At 50.0% G+C, this 16118-nt stretch carries 19 protein-coding genes; 10 read left to right on the top strand and 9 right to left on the bottom strand.

The features are described from left to right. The first annotated feature begins 80 nt into the window (after window positions 1–80). The 4 genes from rpoE (at window position 81) to ACTHS4_RS02080 (ending at window position 2838) form a co-directional block, all read left to right on the top strand. Window positions 81–680, top strand: a complete 600-nt coding sequence (gene rpoE / locus ACTHS4_RS02095; protein ID WP_036493687.1) for an RNA polymerase sigma factor RpoE — start codon at window positions 81–83, stop codon at window positions 678–680. Window positions 681–685: 5 nt separating this feature from the next. After that, on the top strand, window positions 686–1234 hold the full coding sequence (locus ACTHS4_RS02090) for a sigma-E factor negative regulatory protein (protein WP_371460234.1): 549 nt from the start codon (window positions 686–688) through the stop codon (window positions 1232–1234). A gap of 118 nt (window positions 1235–1352) precedes the next feature. Then, window positions 1353–2144, top strand: coding sequence for a TrmH family RNA methyltransferase (locus tag ACTHS4_RS02085; protein WP_371460233.1), 792 nt, complete (start codon window positions 1353–1355; stop codon window positions 2142–2144). Between the two features lie 34 nt (window positions 2145–2178). Then, entirely contained in the window at window positions 2179–2838 is a 660-nt protein-coding gene (locus ACTHS4_RS02080) for a YecA family protein (RefSeq protein WP_049348483.1), read from the top strand. 60 nt (window positions 2839–2898) lie between these two features. Here ACTHS4_RS02080 and ACTHS4_RS02075 read toward each other — a convergent pair whose 3' ends face one another. From ACTHS4_RS02075 to ACTHS4_RS02060, 4 genes are all read right to left on the bottom strand, one after another. After that, on the bottom strand, window positions 2899–3387 hold the full coding sequence (locus ACTHS4_RS02075) for a DUF456 domain-containing protein (RefSeq protein WP_049333782.1): 489 nt from the start codon (window positions 3385–3387) through the stop codon (window positions 2899–2901). Between the two features lie 143 nt (window positions 3388–3530). Further along, on the bottom strand, window positions 3531–4766 hold the full coding sequence (locus ACTHS4_RS02070) for an MFS transporter (RefSeq protein ID WP_070826231.1): 1236 nt from the start codon (window positions 4764–4766) through the stop codon (window positions 3531–3533). 100 nt (window positions 4767–4866) lie between these two features. Continuing rightward, the gene (locus tag ACTHS4_RS02065; protein ID WP_070826232.1) at window positions 4867–5265 is read right to left on the bottom strand and encodes an extensin; all 399 of its coding nucleotides are present in this window, start codon (window positions 5263–5265) and stop codon (window positions 4867–4869) included. Window positions 5266–5361: 96 nt separating this feature from the next. Beyond that, window positions 5362–7407, bottom strand: coding sequence for a TonB-dependent receptor (locus ACTHS4_RS02060; RefSeq protein WP_371460232.1), 2046 nt, complete (start codon window positions 7405–7407; stop codon window positions 5362–5364). Window positions 7408–7800: 393 nt separating this feature from the next. On the opposite strand from ACTHS4_RS02060, the gene ACTHS4_RS02055 reads away from it, so the two are divergent. Continuing rightward, window positions 7801–8421: a TetR/AcrR family transcriptional regulator gene (locus ACTHS4_RS02055; protein ID WP_371460231.1), complete on the top strand. Its 621-nt coding sequence runs from the start codon at window positions 7801–7803 to the stop codon at window positions 8419–8421. A gap of 90 nt (window positions 8422–8511) precedes the next feature. Here ACTHS4_RS02055 and ttcA read toward each other — a convergent pair whose 3' ends face one another. Together ttcA and ACTHS4_RS02045 are read right to left on the bottom strand one after the other, a co-directional pair. Next, window positions 8512–9471 (bottom strand): tRNA 2-thiocytidine(32) synthetase TtcA, encoded by a 960-nt coding sequence (gene ttcA / locus ACTHS4_RS02050; protein WP_004519719.1) that lies wholly within the window; start codon window positions 9469–9471, stop codon window positions 8512–8514. A gap of 128 nt (window positions 9472–9599) precedes the next feature. After that, window positions 9600–9953: a RidA family protein gene (locus ACTHS4_RS02045; protein WP_371460230.1), complete on the bottom strand. Its 354-nt coding sequence runs from the start codon at window positions 9951–9953 to the stop codon at window positions 9600–9602. Between the two features lie 98 nt (window positions 9954–10051). On the opposite strand from ACTHS4_RS02045, the gene ybaK reads away from it, so the two are divergent. The 5 genes from ybaK to hemB all read left to right on the top strand — a co-directional run bounded on the left by ybaK (window position 10052) and on the right by hemB (window position 13920). Continuing rightward, window positions 10052–10537, top strand: coding sequence for a Cys-tRNA(Pro) deacylase (gene ybaK / locus ACTHS4_RS02040; protein ID WP_371460229.1), 486 nt, complete (start codon window positions 10052–10054; stop codon window positions 10535–10537). 15 nt (window positions 10538–10552) lie between these two features. After that, window positions 10553–11140, top strand: a complete 588-nt coding sequence (locus ACTHS4_RS02035) for a DnaJ domain-containing protein (protein ID WP_371460228.1) — start codon at window positions 10553–10555, stop codon at window positions 11138–11140. A 3-nt stretch (window positions 11141–11143) separates the two neighbouring features. After that, window positions 11144–12016 carry an EamA/RhaT family transporter gene (locus tag ACTHS4_RS02030; RefSeq protein WP_371460227.1) on the top strand — a complete coding sequence of 291 codons (873 nt, stop codon included), beginning with the start codon at window positions 11144–11146 and terminating at the stop codon, window positions 12014–12016. Window positions 12017–12175: 159 nt separating this feature from the next. Further along, window positions 12176–12886 carry a DUF6973 domain-containing protein gene (locus ACTHS4_RS02025; protein WP_070608363.1) on the top strand — a complete coding sequence of 237 codons (711 nt, stop codon included), beginning with the start codon at window positions 12176–12178 and terminating at the stop codon, window positions 12884–12886. 32 nt (window positions 12887–12918) lie between these two features. Then, window positions 12919–13920 carry a porphobilinogen synthase gene (gene hemB / locus ACTHS4_RS02020; RefSeq protein WP_039863499.1) on the top strand — a complete coding sequence of 334 codons (1002 nt, stop codon included), beginning with the start codon at window positions 12919–12921 and terminating at the stop codon, window positions 13918–13920. 190 nt (window positions 13921–14110) lie between these two features. On the opposite strand, the gene lipA is transcribed toward hemB, so the two are convergent. The 3 genes from lipA to ACTHS4_RS02005 form a co-directional block, all read right to left on the bottom strand. Continuing rightward, window positions 14111–15094 carry a lipoyl synthase gene (gene lipA / locus ACTHS4_RS02015; RefSeq protein ID WP_070826235.1) on the bottom strand — a complete coding sequence of 328 codons (984 nt, stop codon included), beginning with the start codon at window positions 15092–15094 and terminating at the stop codon, window positions 14111–14113. Window positions 15095–15223: 129 nt separating this feature from the next. Continuing rightward, entirely contained in the window at window positions 15224–15826 is a 603-nt protein-coding gene (gene lipB, locus ACTHS4_RS02010; RefSeq protein ID WP_070826236.1) for a lipoyl(octanoyl) transferase LipB, read from the bottom strand. Beyond that, window positions 15826–16101, bottom strand: a complete 276-nt coding sequence (locus ACTHS4_RS02005; RefSeq protein WP_049328369.1) for an HP0495 family protein — start codon at window positions 16099–16101, stop codon at window positions 15826–15828. The genes lipB and ACTHS4_RS02005 overlap by 1 nt, the downstream gene beginning before the upstream one ends. Window positions 16102–16118: the final 17 nt, after the last annotated feature.

The following is a 16118-nucleotide window of genomic DNA, read 5'->3' as shown; positions in this document are numbered from 1 at the left end:
TCAAAGCGTTGCTGTCTTTACTGTGCACAGCACGCTTTACTATTTTTGGTTTAAAGCAGTAAAACGATTAAAGGTTGAATATGAACGATCGCCAAATAGATCAAGTTTTGGTGGAGCGCGCACAGAAAGGTGACCATAAGGCATTCGAGATGCTGATGTCCAAGTATCAGCGTAGGCTAAACAGACTGATTTCCCGTTTTATTCAGGATGAGCACGAAGTACACGATGTAACCCAAGAGGCAATGATTAGGGCTTATCGTGCATTGGCAAATTTTCGTGGAGAAAGTGCATTTTATACATGGCTGTACCGTATCGGTATCAATACGGCAAAGAATTTCCTGACCACTTCGGGTCGCCAGTTTTTTGTCAGCTCGGAAGCAGCCAATGAGGAGGGAGACGTTCTCGATTTAACCGATCAGATTGCGGATTACCATACGCCGGAAGCTGAAATGATGAATCGGGAAATCTTGCAGACCGTCGAAGCAAGCATCGCGCAACTGCCAGACGATATGCGTCAAGCCATTACGCTTAGGGAAATGGATGGCTTGTCTTACGAAGAAATAGCTCGGGTAGTGGATTGTCCGATAGGTACTGTACGTTCGCGTATTTTCAGAGCGCGTGAACTGATTGCAAAAGATTTGCGGCCGCTGTTGGATACTTCTGAAGATCAAAGGTGGTAATAAAAATGAACGACAAAACAAATAAAACATTGGAGTATGTGTCTGCATTGATGGACGGTGAAGCATTGACTGATGAGATGCTGGATGCCGTATTGGCAGACGAGGAAGCTATGCGCGCTTGGCATGAGTACCACATTATCGGCGACTGTATCCGTCAGGGTGCGGCGGCGAGTGTTGCCGGTGAAGCCATGCAAAGCAAAGCATTTACAGTGCCTCAAGCCGAAGCTGAAGGCAAACAGGAAAAATATGCTCAGCGTGAAGCGGCCAATAGCGGTTTCTTCAAATTTTTCGCAGCCGCTGCCAGCGTGTGTGCGATTGCTGTTGCAGTATGGCAATTTACACCGCAAACTTCTCGTGATGCTATGCCTGTTGCAGAGAAGTCTAATGTTCAGCCTGCACAAAATATCATTCCGGTAAGCGGTACGCCTAGTGATAAAGCAGCTTCTGAACCTGGCGAGACTGTTGTGCCGAATGCGGCGAAAGACGGCAAACTTGAAAACCGTCCTACTGTCCGCACCGAGCAAAAAAATGAGCAGCAGACTGTTGTGCAGTAAAAAATGAAATTATGTAAAACCCTTGCTTCATTGCAAGGGTTTTTTATTTCCGAAGTAAAACCGTCAGGCCGTCTGAAAGCATAGCTTCAACGAAGTCAAAACAGTTATAATGCGCTCCATGAAACTGATTACCTCTGCTCAAAACGAACAGCTCAAACATTTATTCCGTCTGCTGACGCAGGCCAAAGCAAGGCGTGAAAGCGGTGAAACCGTATTGGAAGGCGTACATCTGCTGCAAACTTATTTGCAAAGCGGCGGTACGCCCAAACAGGTTTATCTGCCTGAAAAGAAACAGCAGCATCCTGAAACTCAAGAAATTGCGGCGCAGTTGGACGAGGGATTGATTACTTGGGTCGGTAACGAAGCACTGTCTAAAATCACCAGTCTGACCGATGCAGATGATGTGATGACTTGGATTGATATTCCGCAGCAGGCAGGCTTGCCTTCAGACGGCGATTGCGTGGTATTGGAGCGGGTACAAGACCCCGGCAATGCAGGCACGATTTTGCGCAGCGCGGCGGCGGCCGGAGTCAGGCAAATCGTGTGCGGCAATGATTCCGTGGATATCTGGTCGCCCAAAGTGTTGCGAGCGGGGATGGGCGCGCATTTTCTGCTGTCTATTTTCAGCCGAGTGGAATTATCCGCTTGGATAGAAACGTATCAGCATCAAATTTGGGCAACCGCCTTGGGTGGTCGCAATATCGGTTTGTATAAAATGGACCTCAGCCGACCTTGTGCTTGGGTGTTTGGCAACGAAGGCAGCGGCGTGAGCGAAACGGTAAAAGAGAAGGCCGATGCCTGTGTCAAAATTCCCATGTTGGGGCAAACCGAATCCTTGAATGTCGCGATGGCGGCAACGGTTTGTCTGTTTGAACAAATGCGGCAGCGTATCCATACCCAGGCCGTCTGAAAACAATAATACGATTTTATTTTAAGGAACAAAAATGCAAATACTGACTTTTGATGAAGCGGCACGCAGCCGATTGATGGAATTGCTGGATGCCAAATCCGAAGCCCACAACACCATGCGTTGTGATGAGGTTCAAGGTTTTATGATGGCTTTATTGAGCGGTCCGGATGCTTTGAATCCGACCAACTGGCTGCCTGAGATTTTGGGTGAGGAATCTTTGTTTGATGCCAAAGAACGCACCGAAATAGAACGTTTGGTAATGGCAATGGCTGCCGATATGCGCATGAAGCTCAACGAAAAAATTCTGCCTGATTTGTGGTTTTATGAAGATGAAGCCGGTAACCCGGATTTTTACACTTGGTGTAACGCCTACCTTTACGCACTGGATATTGTGCCTACCGATTGGTTTGAAGCAGTCGATCAGGAAGAGTTTGAAGATTTGTTCTATCCGATTATGGCTTTGGGCGGTATCTATGACGATGAGGAAAACGGCGAAGTCATCTTGCATCTGAATGAAAAAGAGCTGACCCAGCTGGAATCTGATTTGCCGCATGTCCTGCTGGATATTTACTGGTACTGGCAGGCCATCATCAATAAGCCGCAAACCGTACGCCGTGAAGGCGAAAAAGTGGGGCGCAACGATCCTTGCCCTTGTGGCAGCGGTAAAAAATACAAAGCCTGTTGCGGTAAATAAACAGCGAAATAAAAAGGCCGTCTGAATGCTTGAAATTCAGACGGCCTTTAATGTTTTGTCTTAGAACAACGAGGCCAACCAAACAAACAGGATGGTCAACGCAATGGTTAATGCGCAGCCGATTTTGGCCACGGTGCCGATGATGAAGCCGATAAACGTACCGATACCGACTTTGCCTGCCTGCCAAGTGTCTTTGCGTGCGATAAATTCGCCGATGGCCGCACCGGTCAACGGGCCGAGCAACAAGCCGGGAATGGAAAAGAATGCGCCGACTATGCCGCCGATAAACGCGCCCCAAACCGCGGTTTTACTTGCGCCGGTATATTTTGCACCCAATGCGCCCGCCACATAGTCCATCGCAGTACCGAATACGGCAACGATGGCCAAAAAGGTCAGCGTACCCGAGCCAAACACTTGATAATCGCCGGCATAACCCAACAGCCATGCGCCACCAAACATCAAACCCAATCCGGGCAGGGCGGGATAAATAGTGCCTAAGATGCCGACAACAATGGCGATCAAGCCGAGAACGATGAGAACAGCAGTCATGAGGTTCCTTTTGAATGTAAGAGTGTAATAACGGCAGTATTATGGGCACGTTTTGTTATATTTTCATGAGAGATTGTGCAATAAAATGAAAAATTATCCGGAGGCACGCCCAATTAAAATCGATGGATAAATATCTAAGCGAATTATTGTGAATCACGCTCTGAATGATTGAATAAATTTCTATTCAAATATAAAAGCAGGCCTACCAATACGGCTAAGTACACTGCAACCCAATACGCATCTGTATAACCAATAGCCTTTGCCAGACGTAGGGCGGCGAAACCGGTCGCGTAACTGCCGAGCAGGACGACGGAAAATTGCAGGCTGCTGTCGAGTGCAGCGGTGGCGCGGTCGGATTTGTCCATCACCAACGCCAGTATCACCGGCAGCAGTAGCGTGTAGCTCAGGCTCAGGGCGATGATTTGCGCGGGGGGCAGCCAAGGGTGGACGCGTGCGAGCGTATCGATGGCGGTCATGGATGCCAAAAGCGGCAGTTGCAGCACGTAGAGTAGGAACACGAGTTTGCGGCGCGGATAATTGCGCGAAAACCAGCCCGACAGCGGCGTCACAATCAGGCAGGCAACAGGAATACCTATCGCCAAAATTCCGCCCGTTTGTTTCGGAGTGAAGCCCAAATCCGCCAGTTTGGGCACAAAAGTCGCCGCCATAAACGCATATGGCGCGGCAACGGCAAACAGTAAAACCAGCCACCGCCAGCCTGTTTCAGGTTGCTGCCAAAAAGAAATCAGCCGCGTTGCCAACGCCGTCCAACTGCCTTGCGCAGTCGGACTTTCCGGCTCGCGGTAGCACAAGAGTTGCAGCAGCATCAGCAGGCTGAACGCCAGCATAAAGCCCGCTGCCGCCGTCTGTCCGTATTCCTGATACAGCCACAACACCAGTGCGCCGCCGATCATCTTGCCGCCGCGCGCCGCCATCGTCTGAATCACGCCGCCGAAACCGCGTTCGCGGTGCGGCAGGACGATACACGACAAACCCAGCATCGCGCAGCCGTACACCGCCGACATCGCCGAGAGCAGTACGCAGCAGGTCAAAAGCAGCGCGAAGTTCTGCGTTATGTCGGTGCAGGCCATCAGTCCGAACACTGCTGAAAGCCCCAGCGTCGCCGCCAGCAGCCAGCCGCGAAACCGCCCGAACCGCCCCGCCAGCCGCCGCTCCATCAGTGCGGCAAACAATACCTTCGCGGCTTCGATACTGCCGATTAAATGAATCCAGCTCAGTTGGTTCAGGCTGTAACCATGATTTTTCAAAATAGCGACCAGCGCGACCAGATAAAAACCGGTTAGCGTAAATTTGTAAGTGCTGCCGCCGATAAGCAGCAGCCAGTCGCGTGAGTTTGGGGAAGTCTGATTGTCGGACATCACATGATTCTTTTGAAGATGAGCCAAATAAAGGGATAAGGCCGTCTGAACATATTGGGTGGCAAGACTTGATTTGTATTTAAATAGGTTTAGTATCTTTTCAGACGGCCTTCAACGCTTCTTCTGCGCGAAGCAGGGCGGTTGTTTCATCTGCTTCGACGATATAGTTCACGCCCAGCGCGGGGCCGAGTTTAGATGATTGTTCACGGAAGAACGCCAGTTGCGCCGCGTCGGGTTCGATAAGGAGCATGGCGGCGCAGCGTTCGGACAGTTGCGGCCGATGTGCCTTTATCCATTCGATGTAAGTTTTGCGGTCGGCAATGCGCTGTTCATCGCTTACCTGCCGCCGCATCGGGGTGCAGACGGTGGCGAAGCGGGGGTTTTGGTTTAACAGGGTTTCGAATTCGGTCAGCCAGTCGGCGAAGTCGGAGACGTGGGTCAGGTCGGTCAGGTAGATAGTGCCTTCGGGCAGGATTTTGGCAGGGGTGAAGTAGTGCATGGGATTCCTTTGGGTGTTTTGGAGGAATAAACGGTAGGTCGGGCATAAATGTCCGACCTATGTTTTTTCAGACGGCCTTCATCATTTCAGCTTCATTTAAAACTTCCATTCCGCGCTCACGCCCACGCTTCTGGGGCGTTGGTAGAGCGCGTCTTGGCGGTCGGCGCTGGAAATGAATATGGGGCGGCGGCGGTTGAACACATTGTCGGCGTAGAGCGAGATGCGGCCTTGTTTGAAGTTGTAGGCGGTGTAGAGGTTGACTTGGTTGAATGCGCTGATTTTGCCTGATTCGGCATTGTCCGCAGCGGAGTAGTAGCCGCCGTAGAAGCGCACGTCGCCGCCGGCTTCCCAGCCTTTGTCGTTCAGGTATTTCACGCCGATGTTGGCGGTGTATTTGGGAGCGCGGCCGAGTTTGTTGCCTTCAATGCCGCTGTCGGGATAGCTTTTGATTTTGGTGTTGAGCAGCCCCAGTCCGGTGGTGAGTTTCAGGCTTTCGGTGGCCTGCCAGTCAGCGGCGAGTTCCGCGCCGTAGGTGTGGACTTTTTTGGCGTTGCGGATAACGACGGAGTTGGTGCCGAGATAGAAGGGGAGCTGCATGTCGCGGTAGTGGTTCAGGAACAGGTTGCCGGAGAGTTGCAGGCGGCGGTCTGCGCTGCGCCAGCGGGTGTACCACTCGTAGTTGTTCACATATTCGGGTTCGTAAGTGTAGGTTACGACGGGGCGGCCGAAGGTGATGCCCGCGCCGCCGGGGTTGTAGCCGCGCGCAGCTTTGATGCCGCTGACCCATTGGTCGGTGGGTTTGAAGGCGATATCGATTTTGGGCAGGAACACGGTCTGGCCTTTGTCTAAATCAAGGTGCAGTGCGCCGCTGCCGCCGCTTCGTTTGTGCGTTTCTTTTTCAATGCGGGCGGCGGCCGTGATATCCCATTTTTCGCTGGGACTGTATGTGGTTTCGGCAAACAGGGCGCGCACGCTGTTGCTGTCGTTAAAGGTATTGCGGCCGCCGACGCTGCGGATATCTACCCATTCGTCTTGTTTGCTGCGGAAGTAGTGCAGCCCGGCAAGGCCTTTCAGACGGCCTTTGTTGGAAAAATGCAATACCGGTTCCCATTGCAGCTCGCGGCCTTTGAGTTCGGCGGGTACGCCTTGCGGACTGACGGTCATCGGCAGGTGCAGCCGCTCGTTGTGGTAGCGGCCGTAAACCAGTTTGTTTTCCAGTTTCAGATAGTCGTTAAGCTGCCACGATACGTCCCAGATGCCCAATGTCGAGCCGGTTACGAACACGGGCTTTTCTTTTAAAAAACGGCGGCTGGCGGTGTTGCCCATGATTTCGTTTTGCGGCGCGCGCGAACGGATGTGGTTCAGCGTCAGGCGGCTGTAAAAATCGGGATGGTTTTCGGGCGTGAGCAGGAGTTTGAAGCGCACGTTGGTGTTTTCCACGCGGCGCGGGTTGCCGGTCGGCTCGTAGGACACGAACGGCTCGTAGCTTTCGCGCTGTTGCCGTTCCGCGCTCAAGCGGAAGGCAAGGTTGTTTTTCACAATCGGACCAGACACTACGCCGGCGATGTTGCGCGTTTTCTGGTTGCCCAAACCCAAGCGCAACGCGCCTTCCCATTCGTCAGTCGGGTCTTTGGAACGCATTACCACCGCGCCCGCCACCGCATTCTGCCCGCGCACATGGCTTTGCGGCCCGTGCAAGACTTCCACTTGCTGCATATCCCACAGCGACTGCGTGCCGAAGGCGTATTCGTTGTAAGTGGCGGAGCGGCCGTCTATAGAGAGGTTCAGGCGCGGCCGCGTGCCCGCGAAAAACGCCACCGCACCGACGGCAGGACCGGAGCCGTCCACGCCGCGCACGGTCGGCAAATCGTTGCCGCTGCCCAAGTCCACCGTGTTCACGGTCTGTTTGAGCAGGTCAGTCGCGGAAAGGTTGTGGCCGCTGCGGTCAATGTTCGGCGTGGTGAAAACGCGGTTGGATGTAGCGGTTTCAAAGCCGCTGCGGTTGGTGCGTTCGCCGGTGACGACGACTTCTTCCAACTGCACTTGTTCCGCATCTTGCACCGCATCGGCGGCATAAATCCATTCGGAGGCGAAAGCGGCGGCAATCAATAGGGGGAGGCGGCGGAGGGTGTGTTTCTGCATTTCCTTATCCTTTCAGACGGCATACGTCAGGGTGGATTGAACATCAGGTGATCCAATTGCTCCGTCAGTATGCAAATATTTGTGTTTACACATTTACATAAAACAAACTATTAATGTAAAGTATAAGAAATAAGAAACAGGAATGCAAGTGTTTATCATTCACTTTACTTCCCTCTTATCTTGTGAATCGTCCAAAAAAATCCCTCTCCTATTTGGGGGAGAAGGTTGGAGGAGGCAGATTCTGTAATCTTCATGAATTTGGCCTGCTAAGTATCCGACAGCCTCTATCAGTAGGGCAGTGAAGGAATAAGGAAAGAGGCCGTCTGAAAGCCGCCATATTGCTATTGCCGCCGTGGGGAAATATGATAAGCATCCGACTTGCGGATAACTTTAATGAACCTCCTTTATGAACAAAATCAAAACCTTCCTACCGTCATGACTGCCAGCAAACAACAAACTATCATCGACACCGCCCGCCACCTATTCCGCGAACATGGCTTTTCCGCCGTATCCGTAGGCAGCATCTGCGCCGAGGCCGCCGTCAGCCGCGTTACCTTTTACAAATATTACAGCGGTAAAAACGCACTCTTGCAGTCAATCGTTACCGAGCAGAAAAACCGCGTCCGTGCCGAATTTGAAAATCTGCTTAAACGGCAATGCAGCCTGCGCGAAGCCGCCGAGGCTGTGTTTGCCCTGCAAAGACAATCGTTTGAAGAACTCTATTCCGCCGCTTTCCTGCGCGACATCGAAGAGAACACCGATTTGGAGCTGGAGCGGTTTTTCCACGAATTGAACGAAGAAAAATACGCTTTTATGCGCGGATTCTTCCATACTCTGCAACAACGCCGCCTGATCCAGCCCGATTTGCCGGTGGAGCTCATCGACCTGTTCATCCGTCAGGCGGATATATTGATGCGCCATCCGCAACTGACCGCGCTTTATGCCGCCGCGCCGCAAAAGTTGCCGCAAGACGTATTGGGATTGCTGCTGCACGGTTTGTCAGGAAAAGAATAGATAAAAAAGAATAGAAAAATTTTAAATTTGAATATTCAGACGGCCTTTCGGTAAATAGCTACCGAAAGGCCGTCTGAAAATTAAATGGAATTATAAACCGCAGGTTTTAGGTTTATTTGCCAAAATATTGATGACTTTGCGTTCAGCTTTTTGCGGTTCGATTTTGATTTCACTTTCGTCTTCTTCGCTGCCGTCGGAGAAACGTTCCGGCATTTTTTCGCTGTCAAACGCTAAGTCGCCACCATGTTTCAGGCTTTGACCACGCTCCAAGCCGACAAAGTCGAAAAGTTCGGTATCGGCCAAATGCGATGGAACAACGTTTTGTAGCGCGGAGAACATAGACTCAATACGGCCGGGGAAACGTTTGTCCCAATCGCGCAGCATGTCACCGATGACTTGGCGTTGCAGGTTGGGCTGAGAGCCGCAGAGGTTACATGGGATGATTGGGAATTGTTTCAGCTCGGCATATTTGATCAAGTCCTTCTCTTTGACATACGCCAGAGGACGGATGACGATGTGTTCGCCGTTGTCGCTCACCAATTTAGGCGGCATAGCTTTGAGTTTGCCGCCGTAAAACATATTCAGGAACATGGTGGCAAGGATGTCGTCGCGGTGGTGTCCTAAGGCGATTTTGGTGCAGCCCAATTCTTTTGCGGTGCGGTAGAGGATGCCTCGGCGCAAGCGGCTGCACAGCGAGCAAGTCGTTTTGCCTTCGTCCAACACACGTTTGACGGTGGAGTAGGTGTCTTCTTCAACGATTTTATACGGCACGCCGATGCTTTCGAGATAGGTCGGCAATACTTCTTCGGGGAAACCCGGCTGCTTTTGGTCGAGATTGACGGCGACCAGTTCGAAATCAATCGGCGCGCTAGCTTGAAGCTGGCGCAGGATGTCTAAAAGGGCGTAGCTGTCTTTGCCGCCGGAGAGGCAGACCATAATTTTGTCGCCTGGCTCGATCATATTGAAATCGTTAATGGCATCGCCGACGGCGTGGCGCAGGCGTTTGCTGAGTTTGTTGTTTTCTAATTCTTGCTTGGTTTTTTTGGACATGGCTGTTTGTGCTTTGAAATAATAGAAAAATTTAAGGGCGGTATTGTACCGCAAAAGAATAAAGGCCGTCTGAAAAACTGCGCTTGCTTGGTTGAAGCTGCGTTTTCAGACGGCCTGATATTTGCGCTTTATTTGATTTGAAGGGCGGTAATTTTGATTTCAACCTTCCAGTCGGGCGAAGCCAGTTTCGCCTCCACGCAGGCGCGGGCCGGAGCGCGTTCAGGGGCTGTCCATGCGTCCCAGGCTTCGTTCATGGCAGCGTAGTCGTTTATATCGGGTAGATAGATGGTAGCCTCCAAAATATGGGCTTTGTCGGATTGGCATTGCGCGAGCCATGAATCGATTTGCGCCAAAACGTTTTCAGTTTGCGCTTTGGCATCGGCTTCAGGATTTTCGGGAACCATGCCGGAGAGGAAAACCAAGCCGTTGGCTACGACGGCTTCCGAATAGCGTTTGCTTGCACCAAGATAGCGGATGTCCATGTTGTCTCCTGATTTCAAAAAAAAGGTATGGTAACATTGCGACTGTTTACGTTCCACATTTAAGAGGGGCCGTCTAAAAGGATGGCGGAAAACAACCCATGAGTAAAGCAGAATATCCGGTTACGCAGGCAATACGCTTTTTACGCAGTAAGAAAATCGATTTTGTCCCTTATGTTTACGCGTATGAAGAACATGGCGGTACGGCGCGTTTTGCCGAGTGCACGGGCAAGCCTGAGCATCAAGTCATCAAAACAATCGTCCTGCAGGATGAACACAAAAAAGGCTTGGTTGTTTTAATGCACGGCGACAAACATATTTCCACCCGCAATCTGGCGCGTGAACTGGGCTTGAAACACATCGAGCCGGCAACGGCGGATCAGGCGGCGAAATGGACAGGATATTTGGTCGGCGGTACGTCGCCGTTCGGTATGAAAACCGCGTTGCCGGTTTATGTGGAAGAAAGTATTTGGGCTTTGGACGAGATTTTTATCAATGGCGGCAAACGTGGGTTTATCGTGGGCATGAAGCCTGAAAATCTACGGACGCTTAATCCGCAAGATGTTCATGTTGCAGTCGATTCATAAAGGATAGGAATACAGATGGAACAATTAAATTTATACGAAGTTTTGGGCGTGTCTCAGGATGCGGATATTAACGTTATCCGCGAGGCTTACGGCAAATTGGTAGCCAATCCGGATATTCAAAAAGATGCGGAGCGGTTTAAAGCCATCGGACAGGCGTTTGAAGTATTGTCTCATCCGGAAAAACGTCTGGCTTATGATGCGGCTATGCAGTACGAGCGTCAGGAAGCCAAAGACAACAGCTTCAATGATACGGCGACAAATGTGGTCAACACGCCCAGCTCTGACGTAAAAAACTATGTTTTTATTGCTTATGTTACATATGCTGTGGGCTTATTGATTTTGTTTACCCCCGTTGTCGGTGTGATTATGGCGTATGTTAAACGCGATGAGGCTCAAGGCAGTATTTACGCCAGTCATATCGATTATTTGATTAAGACATTTTGGGTGTCTTTAGTGGGTACGGTTTTGGGAACTTTTACTACACTGATCTTAATTGGTTGGCTGATTTTGTTGGTAACTGCCATTTGGTTTATTTACCGTGTAGTCATCGGACTGATTAAACTGAATGAAGATAAGCCCGTCTCCACTCAAGGATGGTTCTAAAGCATGGCATATTTATTGGCAAGTATCGTTTGCAGCGTGTTGGTTTCCGTATTGCTGAAAGTGGCGCGCAAGCAAAAAATCAATATTGAGCAGGCGGTAGCAGTAAACTATATCGTTGCCGTCACTTTGACCATGCTGGTGTTAAAGCCCGATTTAAGCAATCCGCAGGTATTTTTACCGACTTGGTGGCTTTTTGCGGCCTTGGGCATATTGCTGCCAACCGTGTTTGTCATTATGGGCAAATCCGTAGATGCGGCAGGTATCGTCAAATCGGACGCGGCACAACGCTTATCGCTGTTTCTGCCGATTGTCGCTTCATTCACGCTTTTCCATGAGCAGTTGACCGAAGACCGTCTGATTGGTTTGGTATTGGCATTTACGGCACTGTTTTTCTTGCTTTGGAAAAGCGATGGCGGCAAGAAATCCGGCGGCTTCAGCACGCAAGTAATGCTGCTTTTGGGCGTTTGGTGCGGCTACGGCGTCATTGATATTTTGTTCAAACAAGTGGCGAAAAGCGGTACCGCGTTTGCCGGTAATTTGCTGGTGGCGTTTTGTTTGGCCGGCATCTTGATGTTTGGCTACCTGTTTGCCAAAGGAAGCAAATGGACCAAAGAGGGCATAGTGGGCGGTATGATTTTGGGCTGTCTGAACTTTTTGAATATTGTTACCTACATTTCTGCACACCAAATCATGAAGGATAATCCGACATTGGTATTTGCCGGTATGAATATTGGCGTGATTGTATTGGGTACGCTGATTGGTGCGGCAATGTTTAAAGAAAAAATCAGCAGCATTAATGCAGCCGGTATCAGTATTGCTATTTGCTCGATAGCCTGCCTGTTTTACTGGCCGCAGATTCACAGCTTGGTAGGTTAAAAATACTTATGCCGTCTGAAAGTTTTCAGACGGCCTTATTTTTATTATAAAATAGCCATTCATGCGCCGATTTGTCCGTATGGGAATTATTTTGCGCTTACGGGCGTTTCTATGTTAAACAATAAGTTGAACTCACACAATAATATCGATAGTTACATCATGAAACATATTAAAAAACACATTCAATGCGCCGTTCTCGGCATGCTGGTATTGTCCGGCTGTCAATCGTATCAGGAAGATCAAAGCCGCCGCAGTAAAATGGCACAATTTGCGCTTAACCATCCCGTGGCCGCCCAAGTTATCGGGATGGAAGACGAAGGCTTAATCAATATGACCAGTAATGCCACACGTTTTGCCGAGCGTACAGGTTTGGATGACAAAGCAAACGGCGACAGCAGGGGAACACAGGTCAATGCCGTACGCCAAGCATTATGGCAGGCGGCGATTGCTTCTAAATTCGACAGCATTATTGCCGAAAAAGCAGGTAATGCGCGTCTGACGGATATGGAATTGCGTGAAGGTAAAGATGACTACTTCAGCCGCTACCTTGCCGACCAAGCGGTCGATCAGCGCAACAACCGTATCGGCCGCAGTATCGGCAGTGCCAAACCCGATAGCGATATGAAGACGCTGGCGGCAAGCATTTTGTTCTACTACAACAAAGTAGGCTTATGGACGGCTTCCGAAGTGAACAACCGTTGGCGCATCAAACAGGAAAAACTTTCAGACGGCCAGTATGCCGAGGCATTGAAAAATATCGCCAAATTGGATCAAAACGGTATGACCGAACAGGAACGTAATAGTTATAAAACCGGTACGCTTAGCGAAATCAAACGTTCGGTTAAAGCCATACGTCAAGTCGAAGACTGATTTTAAGACTTCATTATTGAAAGGCAATTGTTATGAATTTCCCTCCGCGTTATGTCTCAAACACCCGTATGCGCCGTATGCGTAAAGACGATTTTTCACGTCGTCTGATGCGCGAGCATACTTTGACGGCAGATGATTTAATCTATCCGGTTTTTGTATTGGAAGGTCAGAATCAGGAAGAGGCAGTGCCGTCTATGCCTGGCGTCAAACGCCAAAGTTTGGACAAATTGTTGTTTACCGCTGAAGAGGCGCTGAATCTCGGTATTCCTATGCTGGCTTTGTTTCCCGTGGTAACGCAAAACAAAACCGAGTTTGCGGAGGAGGCTTATAACCCGGAAGGCTTGGTACCGACAGTAGTGCGAACCCTGCGCGAGAAATTCCCAGAGTTGGGTATCATGACCGACGTTGCCTTGGATCCCTACACCATTCACGGCCAAGACGGTTTAACCGATGAAAATGGCTATGTCCTGAACGATGAAACTATTGAAGTTTTGGTAAAACAGGCTTTGTGTCATGCCGATGCGGGCGCACAAGTCATTGCCCCATCAGACATGATGGACGGACGTATTCTTGCCATCCGCGAAGCCTTAGAAGATGCCGGACATATCCATACGCGCATTATGGCGTATTCGGCAAAATATGCTTCAGCGTTCTATGGCCCGTTCCGCGATGCCGTCGGCAGCTCCGGCAATTTGGGTAAGGCAGACAAGAAAACCTACCAAATGGATCCTGCAAACACTAACGAAGCCTTGCACGAAGTAGCATTGGATATTCAAGAGGGCGCAGACATGGTAATGGTAAAACCAGGTCTGCCGTATCTGGATGTCGTCCGCCGAGTTAAAGATGAGTTCGGTGTACCGACTTATGCTTACCAAGTTTCCGGCGAATATGCCATGCTTCAGGCAGCCATTCAAAACGGTTGGCTGGATGGCGAAAAAACCATTTTGGAAAGCTTATTGGCATTCAAACGCGCCGGTGCCGATGGTATTTTGACTTACTATGCGATTGAAGCGGCAAAATTGTTGAAGAAGTAAAATAAAGAAATAAATCAAAAAGCGGCAAACAGTATTTATCTTGTTTAGCCGCTTTTTTGTATTACTTAAGATTGGCTCAATAGGGCCCGACTAAGGTTTATTTTTTGAAAATCTAAAGAGTTTTGCATAAATAAAGGCCGTCTGAAAAACAGTTACCTGATTTTTCAGACGGCCTTATATGATTTAAACCTTAGTGGTGGCTACACCCGCCGTGGGTTTCACGTAATGCTTCGGCTGCTTGTTCGTCTGCATGGTAGCTGGAGCGGACCATTGCACCGATGGCGGCATTAGTAAAGCCCAATTCGTATGCTTCTTTTTCAAAAACTTTAAATTGGTCAGGCGTTACATAGCGTAGGACGGGCAAGTGGCCGTCTGAAGGTTGCAGATATTGGCCGATGGTAATCATCTCGATATTGTTGGCACGCATATCGCGCATGATTTCGCGCACGTCCTCGTCTGTTTCGCCCAAGCCGACCATGATGCCGGACTTGGTCGGGATATGTGGCATCATTTCTTTGTAGCGGCGCAGAAGCTCGAGGGAGTGTTGGTAGTTGGCACCCGGACGGGCTTTTTTATACAGGCTTGGATGGGTTTCCAAGTTATGATTCATCACGTCGGGCGGCGTTTCTGCCAAGATTTCCAATGCGATGTCCAGACGGCCGCGGAAATCGGGAACGAGGATTTCGATTTTGGTATTCGGGCTGGTTTCGCGGATGGCTTTGATGCAGTCGGCGAAGTGTTGGGCGCCGCCATCACGCAGGTCGTCACGGTCGACGGAAGTAATCACGACATAGCGCAGGTTCATGGACTTGACGGATTCGGCCAAGTGTTTAGGCTCATCGGGATCCAGCATATTGGGGCGGCCATGGCCAACGTCGCAGAACGGGCAGCGGCGGGTACAAATATCGCCCATAATCATGAATGTGGCTGTACCCTTGGTAAAGCATTCGCTGATATTTGGACAAGATGCTTCTTCGCACACGGTATGCATTTTTTGTTCGCGAAGAATGTTTTTGATTTCAAAGAATTTTTTGCCCGGTAATTTAGCGCGGATCCATTCGGGCTTTTTCAATTTTTGTTCCAATGGAACAACTTTAATCGGAATACGTGCAGTTTTTTCTGCGCCTTTCAGTTTGATGCCGCGTTTAGGGTCGTTTTTTACTTCTTCACTCATGGTGATGTGTTCTTTCTGTCGTTATGAAGGCCGTCTGAAAAGCTTATCGTAGTCTTTATGACCTAAGGGCTTGTGGGTTCAGAGGGGCAGTTAAAAGATGGCGTTGGGGTTGAATATTTTCAGACGGCCTTATGCCAGCTCTTTTTGTAAATGCTTGGTCAGTTTGTCTGAAACTTCTGCCAAACTGGGTACCGGAGAGACATAGTCGGCAATTTGGGTCATTTCCATACCGGCATAACCGCAGGGGTTGATATGGGTAAACGGACTTAAATCCATGTTCACGTTAAGCGCCAAACCGTGGTAAACGGAGCCGTCTTTAATACGCAGGCCAAGGGAAGCGATTTTACGCTCGCCGACATAAACGCCGGGGCGTTTGGGGTCGGCGGCTGCTTCGATGCCGTATTCTGCCAGGGTGGCGATAATGCTGTTTTCAAGTGCGGTAACGATATGGCGGACGCTGGTTTTACGGCGTTTGAAATTGATCATCGTATAGACGACCAATTGACCTGGGCCGTGATAAGTAATTTGACCGCCTCTGTCAATTTGGACAACGGGAATATCGTCGCGGATGAGGAGGTGTTCAGGTTTTCCGGCCAAGCCCTGGGTAAATACGGGCGGATGTTCGACCACCCATAATTCGTCTTCGGTGTTTTCGTCACGCGAGGCATTGAATGCCTTCATGGCTTCGAAAGTCGGCAGGTAATCGACCAAGCCTTTGTGCACGATTTTCATTACAGCACCACTTTTACCAATTCGTGTGAAGTCAGGTCGCGGTAGATATTGTCGAGCTGCTCTTGGTTGTCGACATTTACTTTGACAGTTGCGCTGGTGTAGTTGCCTTTGCTGCTTGGGCGCGTAGTAATGTGGTGCGGCTCGGTATCGGGAGCGTGTTTACGCACGGTTTCCAAGATGGCGGATTCAAATTCCGGATGAACCGCGCCCATGACTTTTACAGGAAAGGTGCAAGGGAATTCAATTAATGATTTTTTTTCAGTTGAGTCTGTCATGGTTTACTACCTTGTTT

Origin of the sequence: Neisseria sp. P0014.S009, from assembly GCF_051958155.1 — a bacterium.
Classification (GTDB): Bacteria; Pseudomonadota; Gammaproteobacteria; order Burkholderiales; family Neisseriaceae; genus Neisseria; species Neisseria flavescens_C.
This window is presented reverse-complemented; position numbering and strand designations above follow the sequence as displayed.